The organism is uncultured Tenacibaculum sp. (assembly GCF_947495995.1).
GTDB lineage: Bacteria > Bacteroidota > Bacteroidia > Flavobacteriales > Flavobacteriaceae > Polaribacter.
On the sequence record NZ_CANMAX010000003.1, the window covers coordinates 16,032 to 36,278 of the forward strand.

Sequence of the window (20,247 nt, forward strand, 5' to 3'; positions counted from 1 at the left end):
TCTCTATAGATAGCCTCTTTTAAGCTATTTTTTAATAACTTTTTTAATCATAGATTTTCCATTCAGAGTAACTCTACAGAAGTAAATTCCGCTAGCTAAATTACTTTGAACTTTATCTAGTTTAAATTTGTGAATTCCAGAGTCTATTTTAGAATTAACAATAGTTTGAGACGCTCCATATATATTGATAAATTCAATTTTTACAAGCGAATTATTTGCTGAATTTGTTACTTGTACCACAGATTTTTCATTCAAAGCATTTGGGTAAATTAACATGCTGTCTGAAGTAAAACTAGTGTTACTAGTTATACTATTTCTTGAAGAAAGTGTGTCTGGATTTTGACTAGTCCAAGTTCCATTATAATACCAACCATCTGAACATCTAGATAGATCTGCTGTTTGAGAACTTCCATTGTTACTGAAAATTATATTTGCGCAGTCTGTATTAGATAAAGTATAGCTATACCAACCATTAGCTTCTAATTGCATAGTTTCTCCAGGCCAACTTGTGGTTAAGTTTGAAGGAGTAACAGACCAGAAATAAATTTCAGGATCACTAAAATTATCAGATTTAAAATATACTTTTAAATCATTACTTCCTCCTTGTTGATCTTCAGGGTTGCTATCATGCCAGGTTCCATTGAAATACCATCCGTCTCCACAACGTTGTAAATCCGAAGTTTTATTTGCTCCGTTATTGCTGAAAATTAAATTAGTACAACTTACATTATTTAAAGTATAAGAGAACCATCCGTTACCAATGTCAGTCATACTTTCTCCAGGCCATGAAGTAGTTTGTGTTCCTGGGCTTGTACTCCAAAAATATACAGTAGGATTTGATAAGTTTCCTTTGTAATATACAGTCATTGAATCTGATGTGTCTGGATTATCAGGGTTGTCAGGATTATCGGGATTGTCTGGACTTGAATCTCTAGGATCAGTATCATACCAAGTTCCATTATCAAACCAACCATCTCTATCTCTAGATAAATCATCAGTTTTAGCAATTCCATTATCATTAAATAATAGATTTGTACTGGTAACACCATCGAAAATGTATTCGTACCAATCTGTATTTCCAATTCTACTCATTTGCGGTCCAGGCCAATTACTTGGTGGTAAAACATCTGGAGATTCATTCCAATAATGTACATTTACTTGAGACCAAGAGTTTGGTTTTTTAAAGTATACGTGTAATCCTTCTATCGGACCAATAACAAAAGATTTTGTAATTACATCTGAAGCTATTCCGCTATTATCATAAGCAATTGCCTTAATTGTTGTAGAGTTGTTAATGGTAAATGAACTCGAATATCTAGTACTAGATCTACTTGGATTAGAATTATCTGTAGTATAGAAAATATCTAAGTTTCCGCTTCCACCGAAAGCTTCCATAGAAACCTGTATAGGATCTTCAGATCTTGTGTTACTTGGATTAATATTTACAATCGGTTTACTTGGTCCGTTCACACAATTCTCAAAATATCCACCACCACAAGGTCCAATTAAACCAGGTCCGTTTAACACATAAATACCCGCAGAACCAGAAGTCACAGAAAAATTGATTCTTCCACCAGAAGCAAAAACTTCTCTACCAGTTACTGCGTCTCTGTAAACACCGTCGCGAACACCAGAAATTGAAAATGATGCACCACCGTCTTTAGCCAAACCTACAACGACTTCACTGTTTCCGTGAACTCTTTTGTACGAAACTGCATTTCCAGGAGCTTCTTTCCATTCCCAATTTCCTTTTTGTAAAGCAGGAATAGCACGACGCATCGCGTTTAGCTTTTTAATTTGCTGATAGATTTTATGATTTGGAGCTTGATCCATTACATCACCGTAATACGCTCTACCAGTTTTATCAATAGATTCTTGAATTCCAGCTGCATTATGAATGTCTGCAAATTCTCCAGCTTTAAAACGCATTTCAGTTCCATAATATACTGTTGGAATTCCACGCCAAGTGAACATAAAGTTCATACAAGCGGCTAAGTTCTCATCTGTTCCACCATAACGTCTGTTCCAGTCATTATTTGGACCAAAATCATGATTATCCAACCAAGTAACTAATGTTGATGGGTCACTATATAGATTATCATATCTAGCTGCAGCTTTTACTGTAGGAAACGATTGACCTTCTTCAAAAGTTCCGTGAAAAGTGGCTTCACCATAAAAATCAATTACGGCTAAATCTAATGGAGCAGAATTATTTACAGCACCACGCCAAGTATAATAGTGCGGATTTGTTTCTTCTACTGGATGTAACTCATGCCTTTTTTGAGCTACTTCTCCAAAAATGAATAAATCAGGATTTATAGCTTTAAATGCATCAAAGAAATATAAAACATCTTCTTTACTCATATGTTTTAACGTGTCCCAGCGGAAAGCATCAACTCCCATTTCAATATATTTTCTATATGCGTTTACTAAGTAGTCTCTCACTTTTTGACTTCCAGTATTTAAATCTGGCGTGTCTCCTGCAAGAGCTCTGTTCTGTAAGTTTTCTACATCATCAAATCCTTGAGCAAAACCATTTCCAGAATGATGATACCAATCAGGATCACTAGTATCAACATAACTTTCTTTTCCAGGGAAATTGTAAGCTGCTAAGTTTTGATTGTAAGGAGCAGGCATTTTGGCAAGATTGGCTCTACTCCAAATTAATCCGTCGTCTGGATTTGGTGTAATTCCATCATATTCCCAATTCGGATTGTCTTCTGCAGCCCAAGGTTTTGTTGGATCTGTGTTGTACTTAATTTCAGCAACATCTTTAATACCAAATCGTCCTGCATGATTGGTGACTACATCAAGAACGATTTTCATGTCTCTTGCATGAATTTCATTAATCAAATCTTGAAATGTTGCGCCAGGAGATTCTAATCTTGGATCTACTTTGGTGAAATCCCAAGCATGATAGCCATGATAATCTAACGGACTTCGGTTATGTACAATAGGAGTAACCCAAATTGCTGTAAAACCTAAATCTTTAATGTAATCTAATTTTTCAATAAGACCTTTAAAATCACCACGCCAAGTAACATCGTTTGGATCAGTAATACTTGAATTGATGTCTGGATCAGGATTGTATGAAGACCACTCGGTGGGGGCATTGTTATTTGGATCTCCATCGTTAAATCTACTAGTAAGTAGAAAATAAATTGTTTCTTCTCTAAAATCAACTTGAGAGTAAACATTACTAAAAGTTAGTGTAGCAATCAAGAATGCCACAAAACTTAATTTTCGGTAAGTTTTTTTCATGAATAATAGGGTTTGTTTGTAATAAATTGAAGGTTGATAAAAATGTAATTATCTGCAGTATTAATTACATTTTTGACAATTTAATTAATAATTATTGCCTGTTATTCAATGTTTAAAATCGAAATCGATTTCGTGTTGATAAGTTGGTTAAATTTTTTATGATGAAGACTCTAAAACCAGAAATATCACTTATTATCATTAAGTTTCCAGTTGTAATTCATGTATTTAACTTTAGTGTTAGGTAAGATTTTTACCTCAGAATATTGATTAATAAATGTAATGATATCTCCCATATTAAAATCTTCAGGGTACCATTCAAAAACTTTAGATATTTCTATTTCAGTATTAGAAATTTTATTTTTAGAAATGTCGTTAATAAAACTTTGTGTTAATTTTTCTAAAGTTTTTTCTATGTTTTGTTCAGTAAATGTAAAATTCATAAATTTTGGACCAGAATAACTAGCTGCATTCAGACCAAAATGTATACGACCATCATTAAAATGTTTTCTAATAATTCCATGCTCAATTTCATTTAACGTATAAACTTTATCGCCTACTTCAGCAAAACGATAGTTCCAAGCGTCTTTTCCATTTTTTTTAATATATGTAATACTATTTCCTGTGGTATTAGTAATAACAAAACTCATTGAGTTGTTAGAGTTTTGCTTTTCTGTTATATCTAACTTTTTTTTAGGAGGATAATTATCTATAATTATTTTAATTGTATAAGCATTATATGCATTAAGCCAAAAAGCTTTTTTCTTATTTAAACTCCAGTCATCGCTAGGACTTGTTTTTGATAAATAATCAAGGTATATGTTTAAATTACTTGGATTTTCTGCTATATTTTTATAATTGATTCTTCCGTTTGTGTCAACATTTTCTTTTAGAACAGAATTATAGTTTTCAATTTGGCTATATATAGTGTTTATTGATGTTATAAATAGTATAATAAATAGAGGGATTTTCATCGTTGAGTACTGTTTTAGTTAATAAAATCAATTAATCAATCTCAATGTAGAAGTTAAAAGATGTTCTAATATACTTATTTATAAATGAATAAGAAGTTAGCTATTCTTTAATTTTAAAAGATCCAATATAAAAAAGCGAATAACTTTTAAAGTTATTCGCTTTTATGGGGATTATAGCTAAGTATTATTTTTTATCTAGGGAAATTTAAATTATTTATCGTTCAAACTCCAATCATATTCTAAGTAAGAAACTTTAGCGTTGTCGTTTACTTTAGTTTTAGAGTATCTGTTAATGTAATCAACTAAAGAACTTGTTGATGTAAAGTCTTCTTGATACCACTCAAATATTTTTGAAACTTGAATTTCAGTTAAAGTAATTTTGTTTTTAGAAGAATCATTAATAAAATCAGACATTAAACTTTCTAATTTTTCGTCTATGTTTTTAGCAGTAAAAGCATAGTTTGGAAATTTTGGTCCAGATACAGATCCAGCATTAACACCTACGTGAATTCTTGCATCATCGTGCCATCTTCTTAAAATTTTGTGTTCTATATAATCCAAAGAATATGTTTTCTTTCCAACTTTTGCAAAAGGAAGCTTCCAAGCATTTCTTCCTTTAATTTTAATGTCAGTTAATTTTTTTAAAGGATAACTGTCAATAATTAATTTTATAGTGTAAGCATTATATGCATTCATCCAAAATGCCTTTGCTTTTTTAGAAGACCATTTTTTAGTTGGAATTGTTGCTTCTAATTGATTTAAATAGATATCTAAAACAGCTTTGTTTTTTCTTAAACCTTTGTAGTCTAACATTCCGTCAGGTGTTACATAAGTTTTTAATAAAGCGTCAAAAACTTCGTTAGATTGAGACTGCACATTGTGTGCTAATACGGTGATTAATAAAGTAATAAATAGTTTTTTCATTTTTGTGTTATTTTGTCCGCTCGGGGAATTTAATTACACAGATTAAGACGTGAAAAAAAAAAGCACATTACAATTTATCTGAAAAAAAAAATGAAAATTGAAATAATTACTGTTAAAATTTGCCTCTTTTTTTAATGTGTTTTTTTTGAAAAATATTAGTGATTACGCTTCTGTGCCAGTGGTTTGCAGACTTAAAAAAATTAACATTTACACATAAAAAATTATCGTTATTTAATTTTGCTAGGTTTTTTTAATTTTTGTTTAATGTTTTTGTGAAATAGTTAAAATTTTTTATGTTATTTTTATGTTTTTAGCTAATTTTTTGTGTTTTATAGGTTTAATTAGTATTTTTGTTGCATTATAATTAACCGACTATAAACCCTTCAAAAATGAAAAAATCTTTTTTCAAAGCGGCATTTTTTGCCTTGGCTTTGCTATGCACTAATAGCATAAAAGCCCAAAAAACATTCAAAATTGGAGACGAATTTAGTTCTGATGTTAAGATGACTGAAAGTTATCAAAAACTAAAAGAATATAAATTTAGAAACCAAGATGGTAAACCAGAATTAGTATTTAAAAAGGAGTTTTACTCTGAAAATTCTGCGTATGTAAAATTATATTTCAAAGATTTTGATTTAGCACCTGGTGATTATGTAGAAATTACAGGGATGACATCTAACGAATCTATCGTTTACGGTGGAAAAGGAAAAATCGTAGATAGTGATATGAATATGATTAGTGACTTCTGGTCTCAAGTAATTTTTGATGAAAAAGTAGAAGTAAAGTTATATTCAAAGGGAGAAATTAGCAATGAAAAAGGATTCGAAATTTCAAGAGTGGCTTACGGATATAGCAAAGAAAAGCTTGCTGAAATTTTTGACGAAAATCAATCAATACAAGGTAGATCAATTTGTTCAAGTGATAATAAAGAGCAAATTGCATGTTACCAAGGAACTGAAATGTTTGAAAAAGCAAAAGCAGTTTGTCGTTTAATTATTAATGGAAGTAGTAGTTGTACAGGATGGTTATTAGGAAGTGAAGGTCACTTAATGACAAATAATCACTGTATTGGATCATCTTCAGCTGCACAGAATACAGATTTTGTATTTAACTTTCAAAATACGAACTGTTCAGGAACAAGTGCTGCAAGTTCAGATGTTGTAGCTTCATCTTCTACATTTATTAAAACAAGTTCTAGTTTAGACTATACTTTAGTTAAATTACCAACTAACCCTACAGGAACTTACGGATATTTAAGTTTAAGTTCTGCTGCGCCTTCTGCAGGTGATAGAATTTATATTCCTCAACATCCAGGAGGAAGAAGAAAAGAAATTTCTGTAAATGCTGATGCTGATCCAAGTGGAAGTGGATTTTCTAGAGTTTTTCAAGTTTCAAATGGAGGAGGACAACAAGTAAGATATTATGCAGATACTGAAGGAGGAAGTTCAGGTTCTCCTGTTTTAGATTATAACACTCACTTAGTAATTTCTATTCATAATACAGGTGGTTGTCCAAATGGATCTTTTGGTAAATCAGATAATTTAATTACTGCTATTGGAAGTGATATGCCTAATAATGGTGTAGACAACAGTGGAGGCGGAGGAAATCCACCAAATCCAACTGAATGTTCTTCTACAGTAAGTTCTTTCCCATATGCAGAAAGTTTTGAATCTAACGAAGGATGGACACAAGTTACTGGTGATGATGGAAATTGGGTAAGAGATGCTTCTGGTACACCTTCTAGTGGAACAGGACCAAGTTCTGGGGCAAATGGAAGTTTTTATATGTTCTTAGAGGCTTCTACTAATGGAAGTACAGGTCAGATTGGAGCTAATGCTACTGCAATTTTAGCAAGTCCTTGTTTTAATTTATCTAGTTTATCGTCTGCAACATTCTCTTTTAGTAATCATATGTTTGGTACAAGTGTAGGATCGTTAAGATTAGAGGCTTCTACTGATGGTACAAACTGGACTAGCTTATGGAGTGATTCTGGAAATAAAGGAGATCAGTGGAATAGTGTTTCTGTAAATTTAGGAAGTTATGTTGGTCAATCAGAAGTAAGATTACGTTTCGTAGGAACAACTGGTACAAGTTGGTCAAGTGATATTGCTATAGATAATCTTTCATTAACTAGTGGTGGAGGAAATCCAAATCCTTCATGTGCTGCTTTAGATTTCAATGATTTCTCTATTACAGCTTTCTCTAACCAAGATTCAGCTGGAAACTTCTCTGTAGGAAACTCTGGAGCTTCGTTAACGTTAACTAATAATACATGGAAATATATTCCAATGAATTATACTGTTACTGCAAACACAGTAATTGAATTCCAATTCTCAAGTACATCTCAAGGTGAAATTCATGGTGTAGGTTTCGAAGATGATAATTCATTAACATCTACTCGTTACTTTAAAGTACACGGAACTCAAAATTATGGAGTTACCAATTACGATAACTACACTAGTGGAACAGTTACATATACAATTCCTGTAGGAAGTTCTTATACAGGAAATATGGATAGATTAGTATTTATTAATGATAATGATGCAGGTTCTGGAAATAATTCTACGTTCTCTAATGTTAGAATTTATGAAGGTTCTTGTGAGAATGCTAATTTAATTGTTGCTGAATCTTTCGGAACTAGAGTAGATGTTTTAGGTAATGAGGATGAAGATGTGTTTACAAAAGTACAGATTGCTCCAAATCCATTAAAAAGAGGTAATACACTACAGTTATTAGGTCCTGCTAGAAGTTTAAATGATGCTTCTTATAGGGTTATTAACATGTTAGGTCAAACAATAAAGAAAGGTAATATAAATACAAGTAAAGTGATTAATACAAGTCAACTGAACTCTGGAGTTTATATTTTAAGAATTGAAAATAAATTCACGAAGACAAGCAAGCGATTCATTATAGAGTAGTATAATTATAACTTGAATTGATTAGAAAACCCTCTTGAGAAATCAAGAGGGTTTAATTTTTTTTATCAATATTTTAGAAATAAATACTAAAGATCGAATCCGATGCTAACACCTAATTTGTTAGCGATTAATTTTGTGATTCGTTGTTTTACTTCTGGAATTCTTACACTTTCTAATACCGTATTGGCAAAAGCGTACATTAATAAAGCTTTAGCTTCTTTCTTTGGAATTCCTCTTTGTTGCATGTAAAATAAAGCTTGATCATCTAATTGTCCGATAGTACAACCGTGTGAACATTTTACATCGTCAGCAAAAATTTCTAATTGAGGCTTTGCATTTATAGTTGCTTTATCACTAATTAAAACATTGTTGTTTTGTTGATAAGCATTAGTTTTTTGAGCTTCTTTTTCAACAATAACTTTACCGTTGAAAACTCCTGTAGAACGATCTCCATAGATTCCTTTATAATCTTGGTGACTTTCACAATTAGGCTCGATATGATGTACTAAAGTGTGGTGATCTACGTGTTGTTTACCTTCAAGAATAGTAATTCCTTTTTGAATAGAATTTATGTGTTCTCCTTTTTGGTAAAAATTTAAATTGTTTCTAGTGATGTTACCACCAAAAGAAAATGTATGAACAGAACAAACACTTTCTTTTTGTTGTTCAATATAAGTATTGTCAACCAAAGAAGCATTTATGTTATCATTCTGAATCTTGTAGTAATCTACATTTGCATGAGTATTAGCAAAGATTTCAGTTACAGAGTTTGTTAAAACAGGTTGATCTGTCAAACTCTGATGACGTTCAATAATTTGTACATGTGCATTTCTTTCAGCAACAATTAAATTACGAGGTTGTAACATTGTAGCATTTTCAGCACCTGTAGTAAAGTTTATAATTTGTATTGGCTTTTCTACTTCTACATTTCTAGGAATGTAAATGTAAGCTCCTTCATCTGCGAATGCAGTATTTAATGATGTTAAATTATCTTGCTTAGCTATTTTATTGAAGTAATTTTCAATAACAGGCTTATATTTTGATTTCTCAAGAGCAGATGATAATAAACATACATCGATATTATCGTGAGTTGTTTCCGATAAGAAAGAACTATATTTTCCATCAATAAAAACGATTTTATACGTGTCTATATCATGAATAAAGTATTTCTTAACATCAGCTAACTCAATAGCTTTTTCTCCTTTAGGAAAGATGCTGTAATCTTCTTTTAAAACTGAATTTAAAGAAGTGTATTTCCAAGCTTCTAACTTCTTAGTAGGAAAACCTAATTCTTCAAAATTTTGTAAAGCTTTTGATCTGATTTCATGTACGTCTGAGTTTACATTCAATCCGTTTTCAAAAGCTACATATGATGATATTAATTTGTCTTTTAATTCCATGCTTTCAAATTATAGTTGAAGTCAACTAGTTATGAATTTACCTCTTCCTTAATCCAATCGTAACCTTTAGCTTCTAATTCTAACGCTAAAGAAGCATCACCAGTTTTTACGATTTTTCCGTCATGTAAAACATGTACATAATCTGGTACGATATAATCTAATAAACGTTGGTAGTGTGTAATAACAATTACAGCATTGTCTTTAGATTTTAATTTGTTTACACCGTTAGCAACGATACGTAAAGCATCAATATCTAAACCAGAATCAGTTTCATCAAGAATAGCTAATTTTGGTTCTAACATTGCCATTTGGAATATTTCATTACGTTTCTTTTCTCCTCCAGAAAATCCTTCATTTAAAGAACGAGATAAAAACTTACGGTCTATTTCTAATAATTCAGATTTTTCACGAATTTTCTGTAGCATTTCTTTAGCAGGCATTTCTTCTAAACCTTGTGCTTTTCTAGATTCGTTAATAGATGTTTTTACGAAATTAGTTACAGTAACACCAGGGATTTCAACAGGGTATTGAAATGATAAAAATACACCAGCGTGAGCTCTTTCTTCAGGAGCTAGTTCGCTAATATCTTCACCTTCTAATTCAATAGTTCCAGAAGTAACTTCATATTCTTCTTTACCTGCAATAACTGAAGCCATAGTACTTTTACCAGCTCCGTTAGGTCCCATAATTGCATGCACTTCTCCTGCCTTTACTTCTAAATTCAATCCTTTTAAGATTGATTTTTCTTCTACTTCTGCGTGTAAGTTTTGAATTTTTAACATCTTGTTTTTATGCTATTAGCTTAAAAGCTTATTTTTTAATATTATTTTGAACTAAATACTTAATTATCCGACACTTCCTTCTAAAGAAATTTCTAATAATTTTTGTGCTTCAACAGCAAACTCCATAGGTAATTTATTTAATACCTCTTTACTAAAACCATTTACAATTAATGCGATAGCTTTTTCAGTATCAATACCACGTTGATTACAATAGAATAATTGATCTTCACCAATTTTACTCGTTGTAGCTTCGTGTTCTATTTGAGCTGTTTTATTTTTGGCTTCAATGTATGGGAAAGTATGAGCTCCACACTCATTACCCATTAATAAAGAATCACATTGAGAGAAGTTACGTGCGTTCTCGGCTCTTGAACCAATTTGAACTAAACCACGGTAACTATTTTGAGATTTTCCTGCAGAGATACCTTTAGAAATGATTGTTGATTTTGTGTTCTTTCCTAAGTGAATCATTTTTGTTCCAGTATCTGCTTGTTGGAAGTTATTAGTTACTGCAATTGAATAAAATTCTCCAACAGAGTTGTTTCCTTTTAATACACAACTTGGGTATTTCCAAGTTACTGCAGAACCAGTTTCAACTTGAGTCCAAGAAATCTTAGCATTAGTTTCGCATAAACCTCTTTTCGTTACAAAGTTGAAAACTCCACCTTTACCATCAGCATCACCTGGGAACCAGTTTTGAACTGTAGAGTATTTAATTTCAGCATCGTCCATCGCAATTAATTCAACTACAGCTGCATGTAATTGATTTTCATCACGTTGAGGTGCAGTACATCCTTCTAAGTAAGAAACATAACTGCTTTCATCTGCAACTACTAAAGTTCTTTCGAATTGCCCTGTTCCACCTTCATTAATTCTGAAGTATGTAGATAATTCCATCGGACAACGAACTCCTTTAGGAATATAACAGAAAGAACCATCAGAGAATACAGCTGAGTTTAATGCAGCATAAAAATTATCTGTTGGTGGTACAACTGAACCAATATATTTCTTTACTAATTCTGGATGTTCTTGGATAGCTTCAGATATAGGCATAAAAATAATACCCTTTTCAGCTAAAGTTTCTTTAAAAGTAGTAGCAACAGAAACAGAATCCATTACGATATCTACAGCAACATTAGCTAAACGCTTTTGCTCATCTAAAGAAATTCCTAGTTTTTCGAAAGTAGCTAACATTTCTGGATCTACTTCGTCTAAACTATTTAATTTTGGTTTTTGTTTTGGAGCAGAGTAATATGAAATATCCTGAAATTTAGGTTTTTCATAATTTACATTAGCCCATTCTGGCTCTTCCATTTCTTGCCAAATTCTAAAAGCTTCTAATCGCCAATCTGTCATCCATTCTGGCTCATTTTTCTTTTTAGAAATAGCACGAACTATATCTTCATTAAGTCCTTTAGGAAAAGTTTCACTTTCTATATCAGTATAAAAACCATATTCATATTCTTTGGTTTTTAACTCTTCTCTTAAATCGTCTTCGGTATACTTACTCATCGCTTAGTTTTGGGATATTGATGAATGAATGTTATAGAGAAAAGCTCTCTCCACAACCACATGTTCTATTGGCATTTGGATTGTTAAAAACAAAACCTTTACCGTTTAAACCACCAGAATATTCTAGGGTAGTTCCTACTAAATACAAGAAACTTTTTTTATCTACAACAAGCTTAACACCATTTTCTTCGAAAATTTTGTCGCTTTCTTGAGTTTCTTTATCAAAACTTAAATCGTAAGAAAGTCCTGAACAACCTCCGCTTTTTACACCTACACGAACAAAGTCTTTAGTAGCGTTAAAACCATCATCGGTCATTAATTGAACAACTTTCTTTTTAGCTGTGTCTGAAACTTTTATCATACTTTAAATTGATTAAGTCTAAATTGAGTGCAAAGATAAATACAAAATGTCATATTATCCTATTTTTAGAATGAATATGATCTATGCAACTATAATGTTTAACTATATTGTCGTAAAAGTTTAATAATTATTTCTGAAAATTTGGATTATTTACGAATTCAGTATCGGTAAGTGTAAGTAAAAAAGCCTTTAAATCTGCTTTATCTTGATCGGTAAGTCCAACTCCGCCTTGAGCTACTTTTTTCATCAATGGATCTATGGTTGCAGAGTTTTTTAATCCTTCTGAATAATGATCAATAACTTCATCTAAAGTAGCAAATCTTCCATCGTGCATATAAGGTGCAGTAAAAGCTAGATTTCTAAGTGAAGGTGTTCTAAATTTCCCATTGTCATTTGGATCACCACTAATGGCTCCTAAACCAAGATCGGTAAAAGTTTCATCTAAACCGTTGTTATGAAATTGATTATCAGTCCATAGCGGATTGTTTTCACTTCCATGGCAATGAAAACAATCGCCTTTACTTTCTTCCATGAAAACATTAAAACCATTTTGTTCTTCTGGTGTCAGTTGTACTTCGTTATTTAAAAAACGATCAAATTTTGAGTTTCCAGAAATTAAAGTTCTTTCAAATTGAGCAAGAGCTTTCACTACTAGAGTAGAATCAATTTCTACATCACCAAAAGCTTGTTTGAATAAAGTAGGATATTCAAAATGGTTTTTGAGTTTGTTAGCTGCTTCTTTCCAGTCACTATTCATTTCTAGATGATTAGTTACAGGTTCAAAAGCCTGACTTTCTAATCCGAATTCTTTTCCATCCCAAGCAAAACGCTCGTCAAAATTCCAAGCTAAATTAAATAAAGGCATAGAATTACGAGTTCCTAGTCTATTATTTACACCTTCACTAAACTGTAAATTATCTGTGAAAGATTTTGCAGGATCGTGACATGAAGCACAAGAAATTGAATTATCGTTTGAAAGTATAGTATCGAAAAATAATTTTTTTCCTAAAGCTACACCTTCTTGTGTTGTGGGATTTGTACTAGGTAATATTGGAGCAATAAGTTTATCGCTAAAAAGTTTAGGTATATCTAAAGAAATTTCAACAGGTGTGTATGTTTCTTGGTCCTCATTATTATCAGAAGAACAAGAAATAAAAACACTTATTAAAATGAAAGAAAATATACAATTACGAATCATTATCTAAACTAAAAACAGTAGCACCATTAGCATTCATTAATATTTGAGCATCGAAATCTGGCATTAACATTTGATTTAATGTATTTAAATCCCAAGTATTAGGATCTTCAAACCATTGATTAATATCAATATTTACATTGATTACGATATCACTATTTGTAACTTCTATATCAGTTAGACTAATTGGAATCGAAGTATCTTGATATACTGGATTTGCAGGATCTGTAATATTTGCAGCTCTAATTGCATGATAATTAAATCCACTTGGAGTTGTAGTTGTAGTACTTGTATATTTACCATCAAACTGCATGTAGTGATATCCTCCTCCTAGCATTGCAGGTACATTGAAACTTGCAGAATTTAAATCAGCATATACACCATCTGTGTTGTCTTCGTCAGAAAAGCCAAAAGTAAAATTAAGACTGTAAGTTCCATTTAATACAATTTTATCAGTTTCAAAAGATAAATTTTGTTCTTCTCCAAGATCAATAAGTAAATAATCGGATAAATCAGTTTCATTGTTGTTGGCATCAACTAATTTAATATTAGATAATAGATACCTGTATCGTTCAATGCTTACATTATCTTCATTTCTCGTTTCAAATTTTTGTGTATTAAAATCAGCTTTTGTAACAAGGGCATCATCCCATTTATGTACAAAGTTGATTGTGATTTTTTTGCTTTGTAACGTATCATCTTCATTACTAGAACAAGAAATGAAAAGCAAAAGAGTTATTAGTGAAACGATTATTTTATTCATTGTTTATTTGATTTTAACGATTAATAAGTCAGAGAAACCTTTGTTTTCAGTAATGTCTAAATCATTACTATTACTTTCTCCAACTGCGATAATGTTATTATTATCTAATTCAATAACATCATGAAGTAGGTCGATATTGCTACCGCCTATAAATTTTTGCCAAGTTGTGTTCCCCTCAGCAGATATTTTTAAAATCCAAGCATCATTCTGACCATTATTGGTAAACTGATTATCTGTACTTCTAGAATTACCGGCTAAAATAAAACCACCATTTTTACTTGGGTAAATTGATGTTCCTGCATCGAAACTAGAACCGCCATAAGTTTTTTCCCAGATAATATTTCCGCTTTCAGAAAATTTAACCAACCACAAATCACCGCCGCCTTGGTTATTGGAAACATCTAAATCTGTACTTCTAGTATTTCCGATACACAAGAAATTTCCATCGTTGGTTTTTGTTATTTTCGAAGCTTTATCAATTTGAGAACCACCTAAACTTTTTTCCCAAACCAATGTACCTGTACTATTAATTTTAATAATCCAAAAATCATAATCACCTTTCGGATTTGTGATGTCTGTGTCGGTACTATCTGAAGTTCCTAGAATTATAAATCCGTTATCATTAGTTTGTACTACGTCTACAGCAGTATCTGTAAACGTACCACCGAAAAACTTTGTCCATTCTGTATCTCCAGACGCGTTTAATTTAATGGCCCAAAAATCGCCACCAGCATGTCTTGAAGCTATTCTAGAATTTCCTTGTCCACCAGAAGATGTTACATCCAGTTCACCAGTAATTAAAAAACCATTATCTGAAGTTTGAATTACAGAAGTTCCAAAGTCGTTACCAGAAAAGCCAAAAGTTTTTTTCCAACTAATTGCTCCGTTTGAAGTAAGTTTAATCAGCCAAAAATCAGAATTTCCTTCATTTGCACCAACATCTCCATCGTCACTTTTACTGAAGCCTAAAAGTGCGTAGCCGCCATCAGAAGTTTGAATTAAAGAATTTCCACGATCATCTTTAGAACCGCCATAAGAATTTTGCCATTGAAGATTATCGTTGCTATCATATTTCAGCATAAGAAAGTCAGAATCATTTCCCGTTCTAGAAACAACATCACCATCATTACTATCTACATATCCTAATACAGCATAACCATTATCATTAGTAGCTACAACAGAATAAGCGACTTCGTTTCGAGTACCTCCAAAAGTTTTGGTAAAATCAATTTCACCTAAAAAAGAAGGAGTAGGTGGTGGAGTCGGCGTATCATTAGGATCACTACTACAAGAAATAAATATAAATAGTAAACCTAAATATTTTATGTGTTTAAAGTCTATCAATCTTTATTTTAAAATTAATTTCTTACCAATTGTATTGTTGATTTTTACAATGTAAATACCACTTGATTGTTGGGTAAGAGGGATTGTGAAGTTTTTCTGGTTGATATTTTTTTGTTGGAAAACTCTTTTACCTAAAATATTAAATACTTCAATAGATTGAATAGGTTGATCTGTAGAAACTATTCTTGGATTTTCGCGTGCTGGGTTAGGCGTAATGATAAAATTATTCTTTGGTTTGTTTACTGAGTCAGTAGATAAAGTTCCGCTTCTTCTCACTATAAATAAACCTCTATTGATATCATTTATTATAATGTTCCCACTTGGGAAATACGGATAAACACTCCAAGCTCCATCAAATCCAGTATTATCATTAGATGGGAAAGTATCAAAAAATGCAACTTCAGTCATAGGATTGGTAGATGCAGCAATGTTTGTAATATCAAGCACACGCATTCCTGCTGTATAGTTAGCCATAAAATATTCATTACCCTTAACATAACCATTATGGTCAATAGCTCTTGTTAGTCCTGTAAAAGTTGAAGAAAGTCTAGGATTGTCAAGGTCAGAAAAATCAAAAACTAATGTTCTAGTATTTAATCCTAAATCTCTTTCATCAGTTTCATCACCTAGAATAAAATATCTCTGATCGTCTGTAAACCAACCTTGATGTGTATATCCAATTTGAGGGTAATCAATAGTAGCTAATTCAATAACAGCTGTTTTGTTAGTTACATCTAAAATGACAATTTCATTTTCATTACTTCCGATGTAAATTTCTTTTCCTTGGTGTTGAGTATCTGGTCCGTTATAAGTAACAACTTGAGCATCGTGAGAATATCCACTACCTCTATAGTCTCCTAATAACGTAGGACTCATTGGGTTTGAAATATCTAAAAATATAGGTCCGCCACCATTTGTACTTCTACAGCCAACTAAATAAGCAACAGCCTCATCTTCATTTATTACAATATTATGACAACTTCCAACACCAGTATACACTGTATCCGCACTTAAATTAGTGGGAGGAGAAGTTATATTTCTAAGTTTAGTTAAATCAAAAACTTGCACTCCATGTCCACCAACATTGTCAGCAACAATAAAAGCATAGTTGCTATATACTTTAACATCTCTCCAAGCATTAGAACCAGCATTAGAATTTAATCGACCAAGAAAAATAGGATTTACTGGATCAGATATGTCTACAAAGGCAGTACTATTTGACATTGCAGCAATAGCATATTCTTTTCCATTAGAAGGATCTGTCCATCCCCAAACGTCACTTCCATCAGCGATAGAAGAACCAGATAATGTTTGAATGGAAAGGTTAGCCATTAAATCATAATCATTACAAGGATATGAACCTGCAAAACCACCAGTACAAGGTGTTTGAGAAAATGTGTTAGTATTCGATAAAATAGCCAATATTAAGGCTAAAAGTAGTTTTTTTTCAAATTTGATTTTTTTCGGAGCCATAAACAAATTTATGAAATTTGGTGAGTATTTCTTAATTAAGAACATTTTAAATTGAAAAAATCCTAACATTAATTCAAAAAAAATGAATTTTATTGCTTTTGAGTAGTGTTTCTTTCTTAAATCTAATAGTATCTTTGCTAATATGTTGGAAGATAAGAATAAACAAAGAACTTCATTAGCTGAATTAGGAGAATTCGGTTTGATTAACCATTTGACAGAACATTTTAAAATATATCACAACACAACAACCAAAGGAATTGGTGATGATTGTGCCGTAATTTCTGATCAAAAGGAAATTCTAGTAACTACAGATTTTTTAGTTGAAGGTGTGCATTTTGATTTAAGCTATATGCCTATAAAACATTTAGGCTATAAAGCAGTGATGGTGAATCTGTCGGATGTTTATGCAATGAATGCTGAAGCAAAACAAATTACAGTTTCTATCGCGGTTTCGAATCGTTTTCCGTTAGAAGCTTTGGAAGAATTATATGCAGGAATTCAACTCGCTTGTGATACTTATAAAGTTGATTTGATTGGTGGAGATACTACTTCTTCTACCAAAGGAATGATTATTTCTGTAACTGCAATTGGTTCTGCAGAAAAAGAAGATATCGCTTATAGAAACGGAGCTAAACCAAATGACTTAGTTGTTTTGTCAGGAGATATTGGGGGAGCATATTTAGGATTACAAGTTTTAGAACGCGAGAAAGAAGTGTTTAAGGTTAATCCGCAAAATCAACCAGATTTAGAAGCATATTCTTACATTATAGAGAGACAATTAAAGCCTGAGGCTAGAAAAGATATTCCTAAATTACTAAAAGAATTAAATGTTAAACCTACATCAATGATCGATGTTTCTGACGGTTTATCATCAGAGTTAATTCACATTTGTACTCAAAGTAAAGTCGGGTGTAATATTTACGAAGAAAAATTACCACTAGATCCACAGGTTATTTCTACATGTGAAGAATTTAATTTAGATTCAACTACAGTGGCCTTAAGTGGAGGTGAAGATTACGAATTGTTATTTACAGTTTCCATTAAAGATTTTGATAAAATTAAAGGAAATCCGAATTTAACAGTTATCGGACATGTTACAGAAGAAAACCAAGGTTTAAACTTAATAACAAGAGCAAACCAGTCGGTAAAATTAAGAGCGCAAGGATGGAATTCCTTCAATCAAGAAGAATAATATTTCTGGTATAAAATTTGTATATTGTTAGAAAGATTTAACAATAACAAAAAATTAAAAGAAATGGGTTTATTTTCATTTATTAAAAACGCTGGAGCTAAAGTTTTCGGAATTGGTAAAACAACTGAGGAAGAAGCAACTGACAAAGCAAACAGACTAATTGATGCTGTTAATGCATTAGAACTATCTGTTGCAGGTTTAGCAATAAGTGTTGAAGATGATAAAGCAACAGTAACAGGAGAAGCTGTTGATTTAGCAACAAAAGAAAAAGTTGTTTTAGTAGTTGGAAATACAGAAGGTATTGCCACCGTAGAAGATAACATGACTGTTGCTGAAGTTGAAGAAATAGCTGAAGAAGAAATGGCACAGTTTCACACCGTAGTAAGTGGTGACACTTTAGGGAAAATAGCAAAAACATTTTATGGAGATGCAATGAAGTATCCTGTAATTTTTGAAGCTAATACACCAATGTTAAAACATCCAGATAAGATATACCCTGGGCAAGTATTAAGAATTCCACCTTTAGTGGACTAGCCAAAAGTTATACAACCAACAATGAGAAAGCATCACAATCGTGATGCTTTTTCTATTTATAGTAAAGATGTTATTTTATTAACGATTTCATCAGGATGAATACTTCTCATTACATCTTCATAACCGTCAAAAGTTTTGTTCCCGTATATTGAACAAGGTAGCAAAGGAAATTTTTCCAAATCAGGTAAAATGCAAAAATCTTCTGGTTGATTAAAAGGAGCAAATCCAGCATAAGGATGAGTATTTCCCCACAAGGTTATTGTTTTTATATTTTTCATTGCTGCCAAATGTGCATTTCCACTATCCATAGATAGCATTATATCTAAGTTTTCAATAACATTTAGTTCGTTTTGTAACCCATTTAGTTTACCAGCAAGAGAAATAGTGTTATTGTATTTTTCTTCAAGTTTTTCAAGAGTTTCAGAATCATTTTTTCCTCCGAATAAAAATAATTGAATGTCGTTCTTAGCGAGTTGATCAATTACTTTTTCTAATAAATCTAAAGGATAAGTTTTTGATTCAAATGCAGCAAAAGGAGCAATTCCAATCCAAGGTTTTGTTTTATTTCCTAGCTTAGAAATATTGACTGAATTTAAAGGAAGTGTGTCTAAGATTACTTTCTTCAAGTTGATAGGGAATCCTAAATCATTAAAAACATCTACATATCTCTGATGTGAAGTTTTTAATTGCTGAATAGTTTTTTTTGCCTCAGCCGTTAATAGTTTTTTCTCTTTTCTCCCTTTATCAATTTTAGAAACTTTAATGGAGCTAAAAAATTGAAATAAAGTTCGAACTACTTTAGAGCGCAAAACATTATGTAAATCTGCAAAATGCGTTGGTTGTAATTTTTTTAATTCTTTGTACAGTCGAATTAAACCTTTAAAGCCTTTGTGTTTAGAAGTTACTTCAGCAGCGAAAAAATCTACATTTTCAATATCTTTAAATAAAGGAGCTAAAAAAGCTTTCGAAACTACCGTGATTTTTACAGTCGGATGTTGTTGAACTAACGCTTTTATCACAGGAACAGTCATCGCTACATCTCCCATGGCCGATAACCTGAAAACAATAATATGTTTTTTATCTTTCAAGAGTAAAGAATTAAAAAATTGCTTCAAAAGTACGCATAAAAAAATCCACTCAACGAGTGGATTATATTTTAAGTCTTCTGAATTACACTACTAGCAAAACTCGTCATAAGCTTGTGCTAAATTTTGAGCGATCATTTGAGCAGAACGACCTTCAATATGATGTCTTTCTAACATATGAACTAATTTACCATCCTTAAATAAAGCGATAGCTGGAGAAGAAGGAGGAAAAGGAATCATATATTCACGTGCTTTAGCCGTAGATTCTTTTTCTACACCTGCAAAAACTGTAGTTAAGTTTGTAGGGGCTTTATCTGCTCCTAAAGAAGCAATTGCTCCTGGTCTTGCAGTTCCTGCTGCACAACCACATACAGAATTTACCATTACTAAAGTAGTTCCTTCTTTTGCTAACGCAGTATCTACGTCATCTGCAGTATATAATGCTGTAAACCCAGCATCGATTAACTGATCACGCATAGGTTTTACTAATTCTTCTGGATACATAATTATTTATTTTTAGAGGTACAAAGAT

The 20,247-nt window shown here is 31.8% G+C and carries 16 protein-coding genes; 3 read left to right on the forward strand and 13 right to left on the reverse strand.

The window, feature by feature from the left end; translation table 11 throughout:
* Positions 1-24: 24 nt before the first annotated feature.
* The 3 genes from Q1A15_RS09185 to Q1A15_RS09195 all read right to left on the reverse strand — a co-directional run bounded on the left by Q1A15_RS09185 (position 25) and on the right by Q1A15_RS09195 (position 5,156).
* Positions 25-3,261: a starch-binding protein gene (locus Q1A15_RS09185; RefSeq protein ID WP_299622201.1), complete on the reverse strand. Its 3,237-nt coding sequence runs from the start codon at positions 3,259-3,261 to the stop codon at positions 25-27.
* Between the two features lie 185 nt (positions 3,262-3,446).
* The gene (locus tag Q1A15_RS09190) at positions 3,447-4,232 is read right to left on the reverse strand and encodes a DUF547 domain-containing protein (RefSeq protein ID WP_299622204.1); all 786 of its coding nucleotides are present in this window, start codon (positions 4,230-4,232) and stop codon (positions 3,447-3,449) included.
* Positions 4,233-4,442: 210 nt separating this feature from the next.
* A complete protein-coding gene (locus tag Q1A15_RS09195) occupies positions 4,443-5,156 on the reverse strand; it encodes a DUF547 domain-containing protein (RefSeq protein ID WP_299622207.1) in 714 nt (237 codons plus the stop codon).
* A gap of 389 nt (positions 5,157-5,545) precedes the next feature.
* Here Q1A15_RS09195 and Q1A15_RS09200 point away from each other — a divergent pair, with 389 nt between their 5' ends.
* Positions 5,546-8,074, forward strand: a complete 2,529-nt coding sequence (locus Q1A15_RS09200) for a trypsin-like peptidase domain-containing protein (protein ID WP_299622212.1) — start codon at positions 5,546-5,548, stop codon at positions 8,072-8,074.
* An 86-nt stretch (positions 8,075-8,160) separates the two neighbouring features.
* On the opposite strand, the gene sufD is transcribed toward Q1A15_RS09200, so the two are convergent.
* From sufD to Q1A15_RS09240, 8 genes are all read right to left on the reverse strand, one after another.
* On the reverse strand, positions 8,161-9,474 hold the full coding sequence (sufD, locus tag Q1A15_RS09205; protein ID WP_299622216.1) for a Fe-S cluster assembly protein SufD: 1,314 nt from the start codon (positions 9,472-9,474) through the stop codon (positions 8,161-8,163).
* A gap of 29 nt (positions 9,475-9,503) precedes the next feature.
* The gene (gene sufC / locus Q1A15_RS09210) at positions 9,504-10,256 is read right to left on the reverse strand and encodes a Fe-S cluster assembly ATPase SufC (RefSeq protein WP_299622219.1); all 753 of its coding nucleotides are present in this window, start codon (positions 10,254-10,256) and stop codon (positions 9,504-9,506) included.
* A 63-nt stretch (positions 10,257-10,319) separates the two neighbouring features.
* Positions 10,320-11,768 (reverse strand): Fe-S cluster assembly protein SufB, encoded by a 1,449-nt coding sequence (gene sufB / locus Q1A15_RS09215; RefSeq protein WP_299622223.1) that lies wholly within the window; start codon positions 11,766-11,768, stop codon positions 10,320-10,322.
* A gap of 31 nt (positions 11,769-11,799) precedes the next feature.
* Positions 11,800-12,129, reverse strand: coding sequence for an iron-sulfur cluster assembly accessory protein (locus Q1A15_RS09220; protein WP_299622227.1), 330 nt, complete (start codon positions 12,127-12,129; stop codon positions 11,800-11,802).
* A 127-nt stretch (positions 12,130-12,256) separates the two neighbouring features.
* Positions 12,257-13,327 carry a cytochrome c peroxidase gene (locus tag Q1A15_RS09225; protein WP_299622230.1) on the reverse strand — a complete coding sequence of 357 codons (1,071 nt, stop codon included), beginning with the start codon at positions 13,325-13,327 and terminating at the stop codon, positions 12,257-12,259.
* Positions 13,317-14,087: an MbnP family protein gene (locus Q1A15_RS09230; protein ID WP_299622233.1), complete on the reverse strand. Its 771-nt coding sequence runs from the start codon at positions 14,085-14,087 to the stop codon at positions 13,317-13,319. Before Q1A15_RS09230 ends, Q1A15_RS09225 begins: the two co-directional genes overlap by 11 nt.
* Before the next feature lie 3 nt (positions 14,088-14,090).
* Positions 14,091-15,431, reverse strand: a complete 1,341-nt coding sequence (locus tag Q1A15_RS09235; RefSeq protein WP_299622236.1) for a hypothetical protein — start codon at positions 15,429-15,431, stop codon at positions 14,091-14,093.
* A 3-nt stretch (positions 15,432-15,434) separates the two neighbouring features.
* Positions 15,435-16,904 (reverse strand): choice-of-anchor B family protein, encoded by a 1,470-nt coding sequence (locus tag Q1A15_RS09240; protein WP_299622239.1) that lies wholly within the window; start codon positions 16,902-16,904, stop codon positions 15,435-15,437.
* A gap of 142 nt (positions 16,905-17,046) precedes the next feature.
* On the opposite strand from Q1A15_RS09240, the gene thiL reads away from it, so the two are divergent.
* Positions 17,047-18,096: a thiamine-phosphate kinase gene (gene thiL, locus Q1A15_RS09245; RefSeq protein WP_299622242.1), complete on the forward strand. Its 1,050-nt coding sequence runs from the start codon at positions 17,047-17,049 to the stop codon at positions 18,094-18,096.
* A gap of 63 nt (positions 18,097-18,159) precedes the next feature.
* Positions 18,160-18,630, forward strand: coding sequence for a peptidoglycan-binding protein LysM (gene lysM / locus Q1A15_RS09250; RefSeq protein WP_299622245.1), 471 nt, complete (start codon positions 18,160-18,162; stop codon positions 18,628-18,630).
* A gap of 56 nt (positions 18,631-18,686) precedes the next feature.
* Here the strand turns inward: lysM and Q1A15_RS09255 are convergent, their stop codons facing one another.
* Both Q1A15_RS09255 and Q1A15_RS09260 read right to left on the reverse strand, forming a co-directional pair.
* Complete coding sequence (locus Q1A15_RS09255) at positions 18,687-19,718, reverse strand: glycosyltransferase family 9 protein (RefSeq protein WP_299622248.1); 1,032 nt, start codon at positions 19,716-19,718, stop codon at positions 18,687-18,689.
* A gap of 90 nt (positions 19,719-19,808) precedes the next feature.
* On the reverse strand, positions 19,809-20,219 hold the full coding sequence (locus tag Q1A15_RS09260; RefSeq protein WP_299622251.1) for a BrxA/BrxB family bacilliredoxin: 411 nt from the start codon (positions 20,217-20,219) through the stop codon (positions 19,809-19,811).
* Positions 20,220-20,247 lie beyond the last annotated feature (28 nt).

Bases quoted from the DNA above. Each gene is read 5' to 3' on its own strand.
- thiL (WP_299622242.1), top strand. From the start codon at position 17,047: ATGTTGGAAGATAAGAATAAACAAAGAACTTCATTAGCTGAATTAGGA.
- sufC (WP_299622219.1), bottom strand. From the start codon at position 10,256: ATGTTAAAAATTCAAAACTTACACGCAGAAGTAGAAGAAAAATCAATC.
- Q1A15_RS09190 (WP_299622204.1), bottom strand. From the start codon at position 4,232: ATGAAAATCCCTCTATTTATTATACTATTTATAACATCAATAAACACT.
- Q1A15_RS09200 (WP_299622212.1), top strand. From the start codon at position 5,546: ATGAAAAAATCTTTTTTCAAAGCGGCATTTTTTGCCTTGGCTTTGCTA.
- Q1A15_RS09260 (WP_299622251.1), bottom strand. From the start codon at position 20,219: ATGTATCCAGAAGAATTAGTAAAACCTATGCGTGATCAGTTAATCGAT.
- Q1A15_RS09225 (WP_299622230.1), bottom strand. From the start codon at position 13,327: ATGATTCGTAATTGTATATTTTCTTTCATTTTAATAAGTGTTTTTATT.
- Q1A15_RS09195 (WP_299622207.1), bottom strand. From the start codon at position 5,156: ATGAAAAAACTATTTATTACTTTATTAATCACCGTATTAGCACACAAT.
- Q1A15_RS09240 (WP_299622239.1), bottom strand. From the start codon at position 16,904: ATGGCTCCGAAAAAAATCAAATTTGAAAAAAAACTACTTTTAGCCTTA.
- Q1A15_RS09185 (WP_299622201.1), bottom strand. From the start codon at position 3,261: ATGAAAAAAACTTACCGAAAATTAAGTTTTGTGGCATTCTTGATTGCT.
- Q1A15_RS09230 (WP_299622233.1), bottom strand. From the start codon at position 14,087: ATGAATAAAATAATCGTTTCACTAATAACTCTTTTGCTTTTCATTTCT.
- sufB (WP_299622223.1), bottom strand. From the start codon at position 11,768: ATGAGTAAGTATACCGAAGACGATTTAAGAGAAGAGTTAAAAACCAAA.
- lysM (WP_299622245.1), top strand. From the start codon at position 18,160: ATGGGTTTATTTTCATTTATTAAAAACGCTGGAGCTAAAGTTTTCGGA.
- Q1A15_RS09220 (WP_299622227.1), bottom strand. From the start codon at position 12,129: ATGATAAAAGTTTCAGACACAGCTAAAAAGAAAGTTGTTCAATTAATG.
- sufD (WP_299622216.1), bottom strand. From the start codon at position 9,474: ATGGAATTAAAAGACAAATTAATATCATCATATGTAGCTTTTGAAAAC.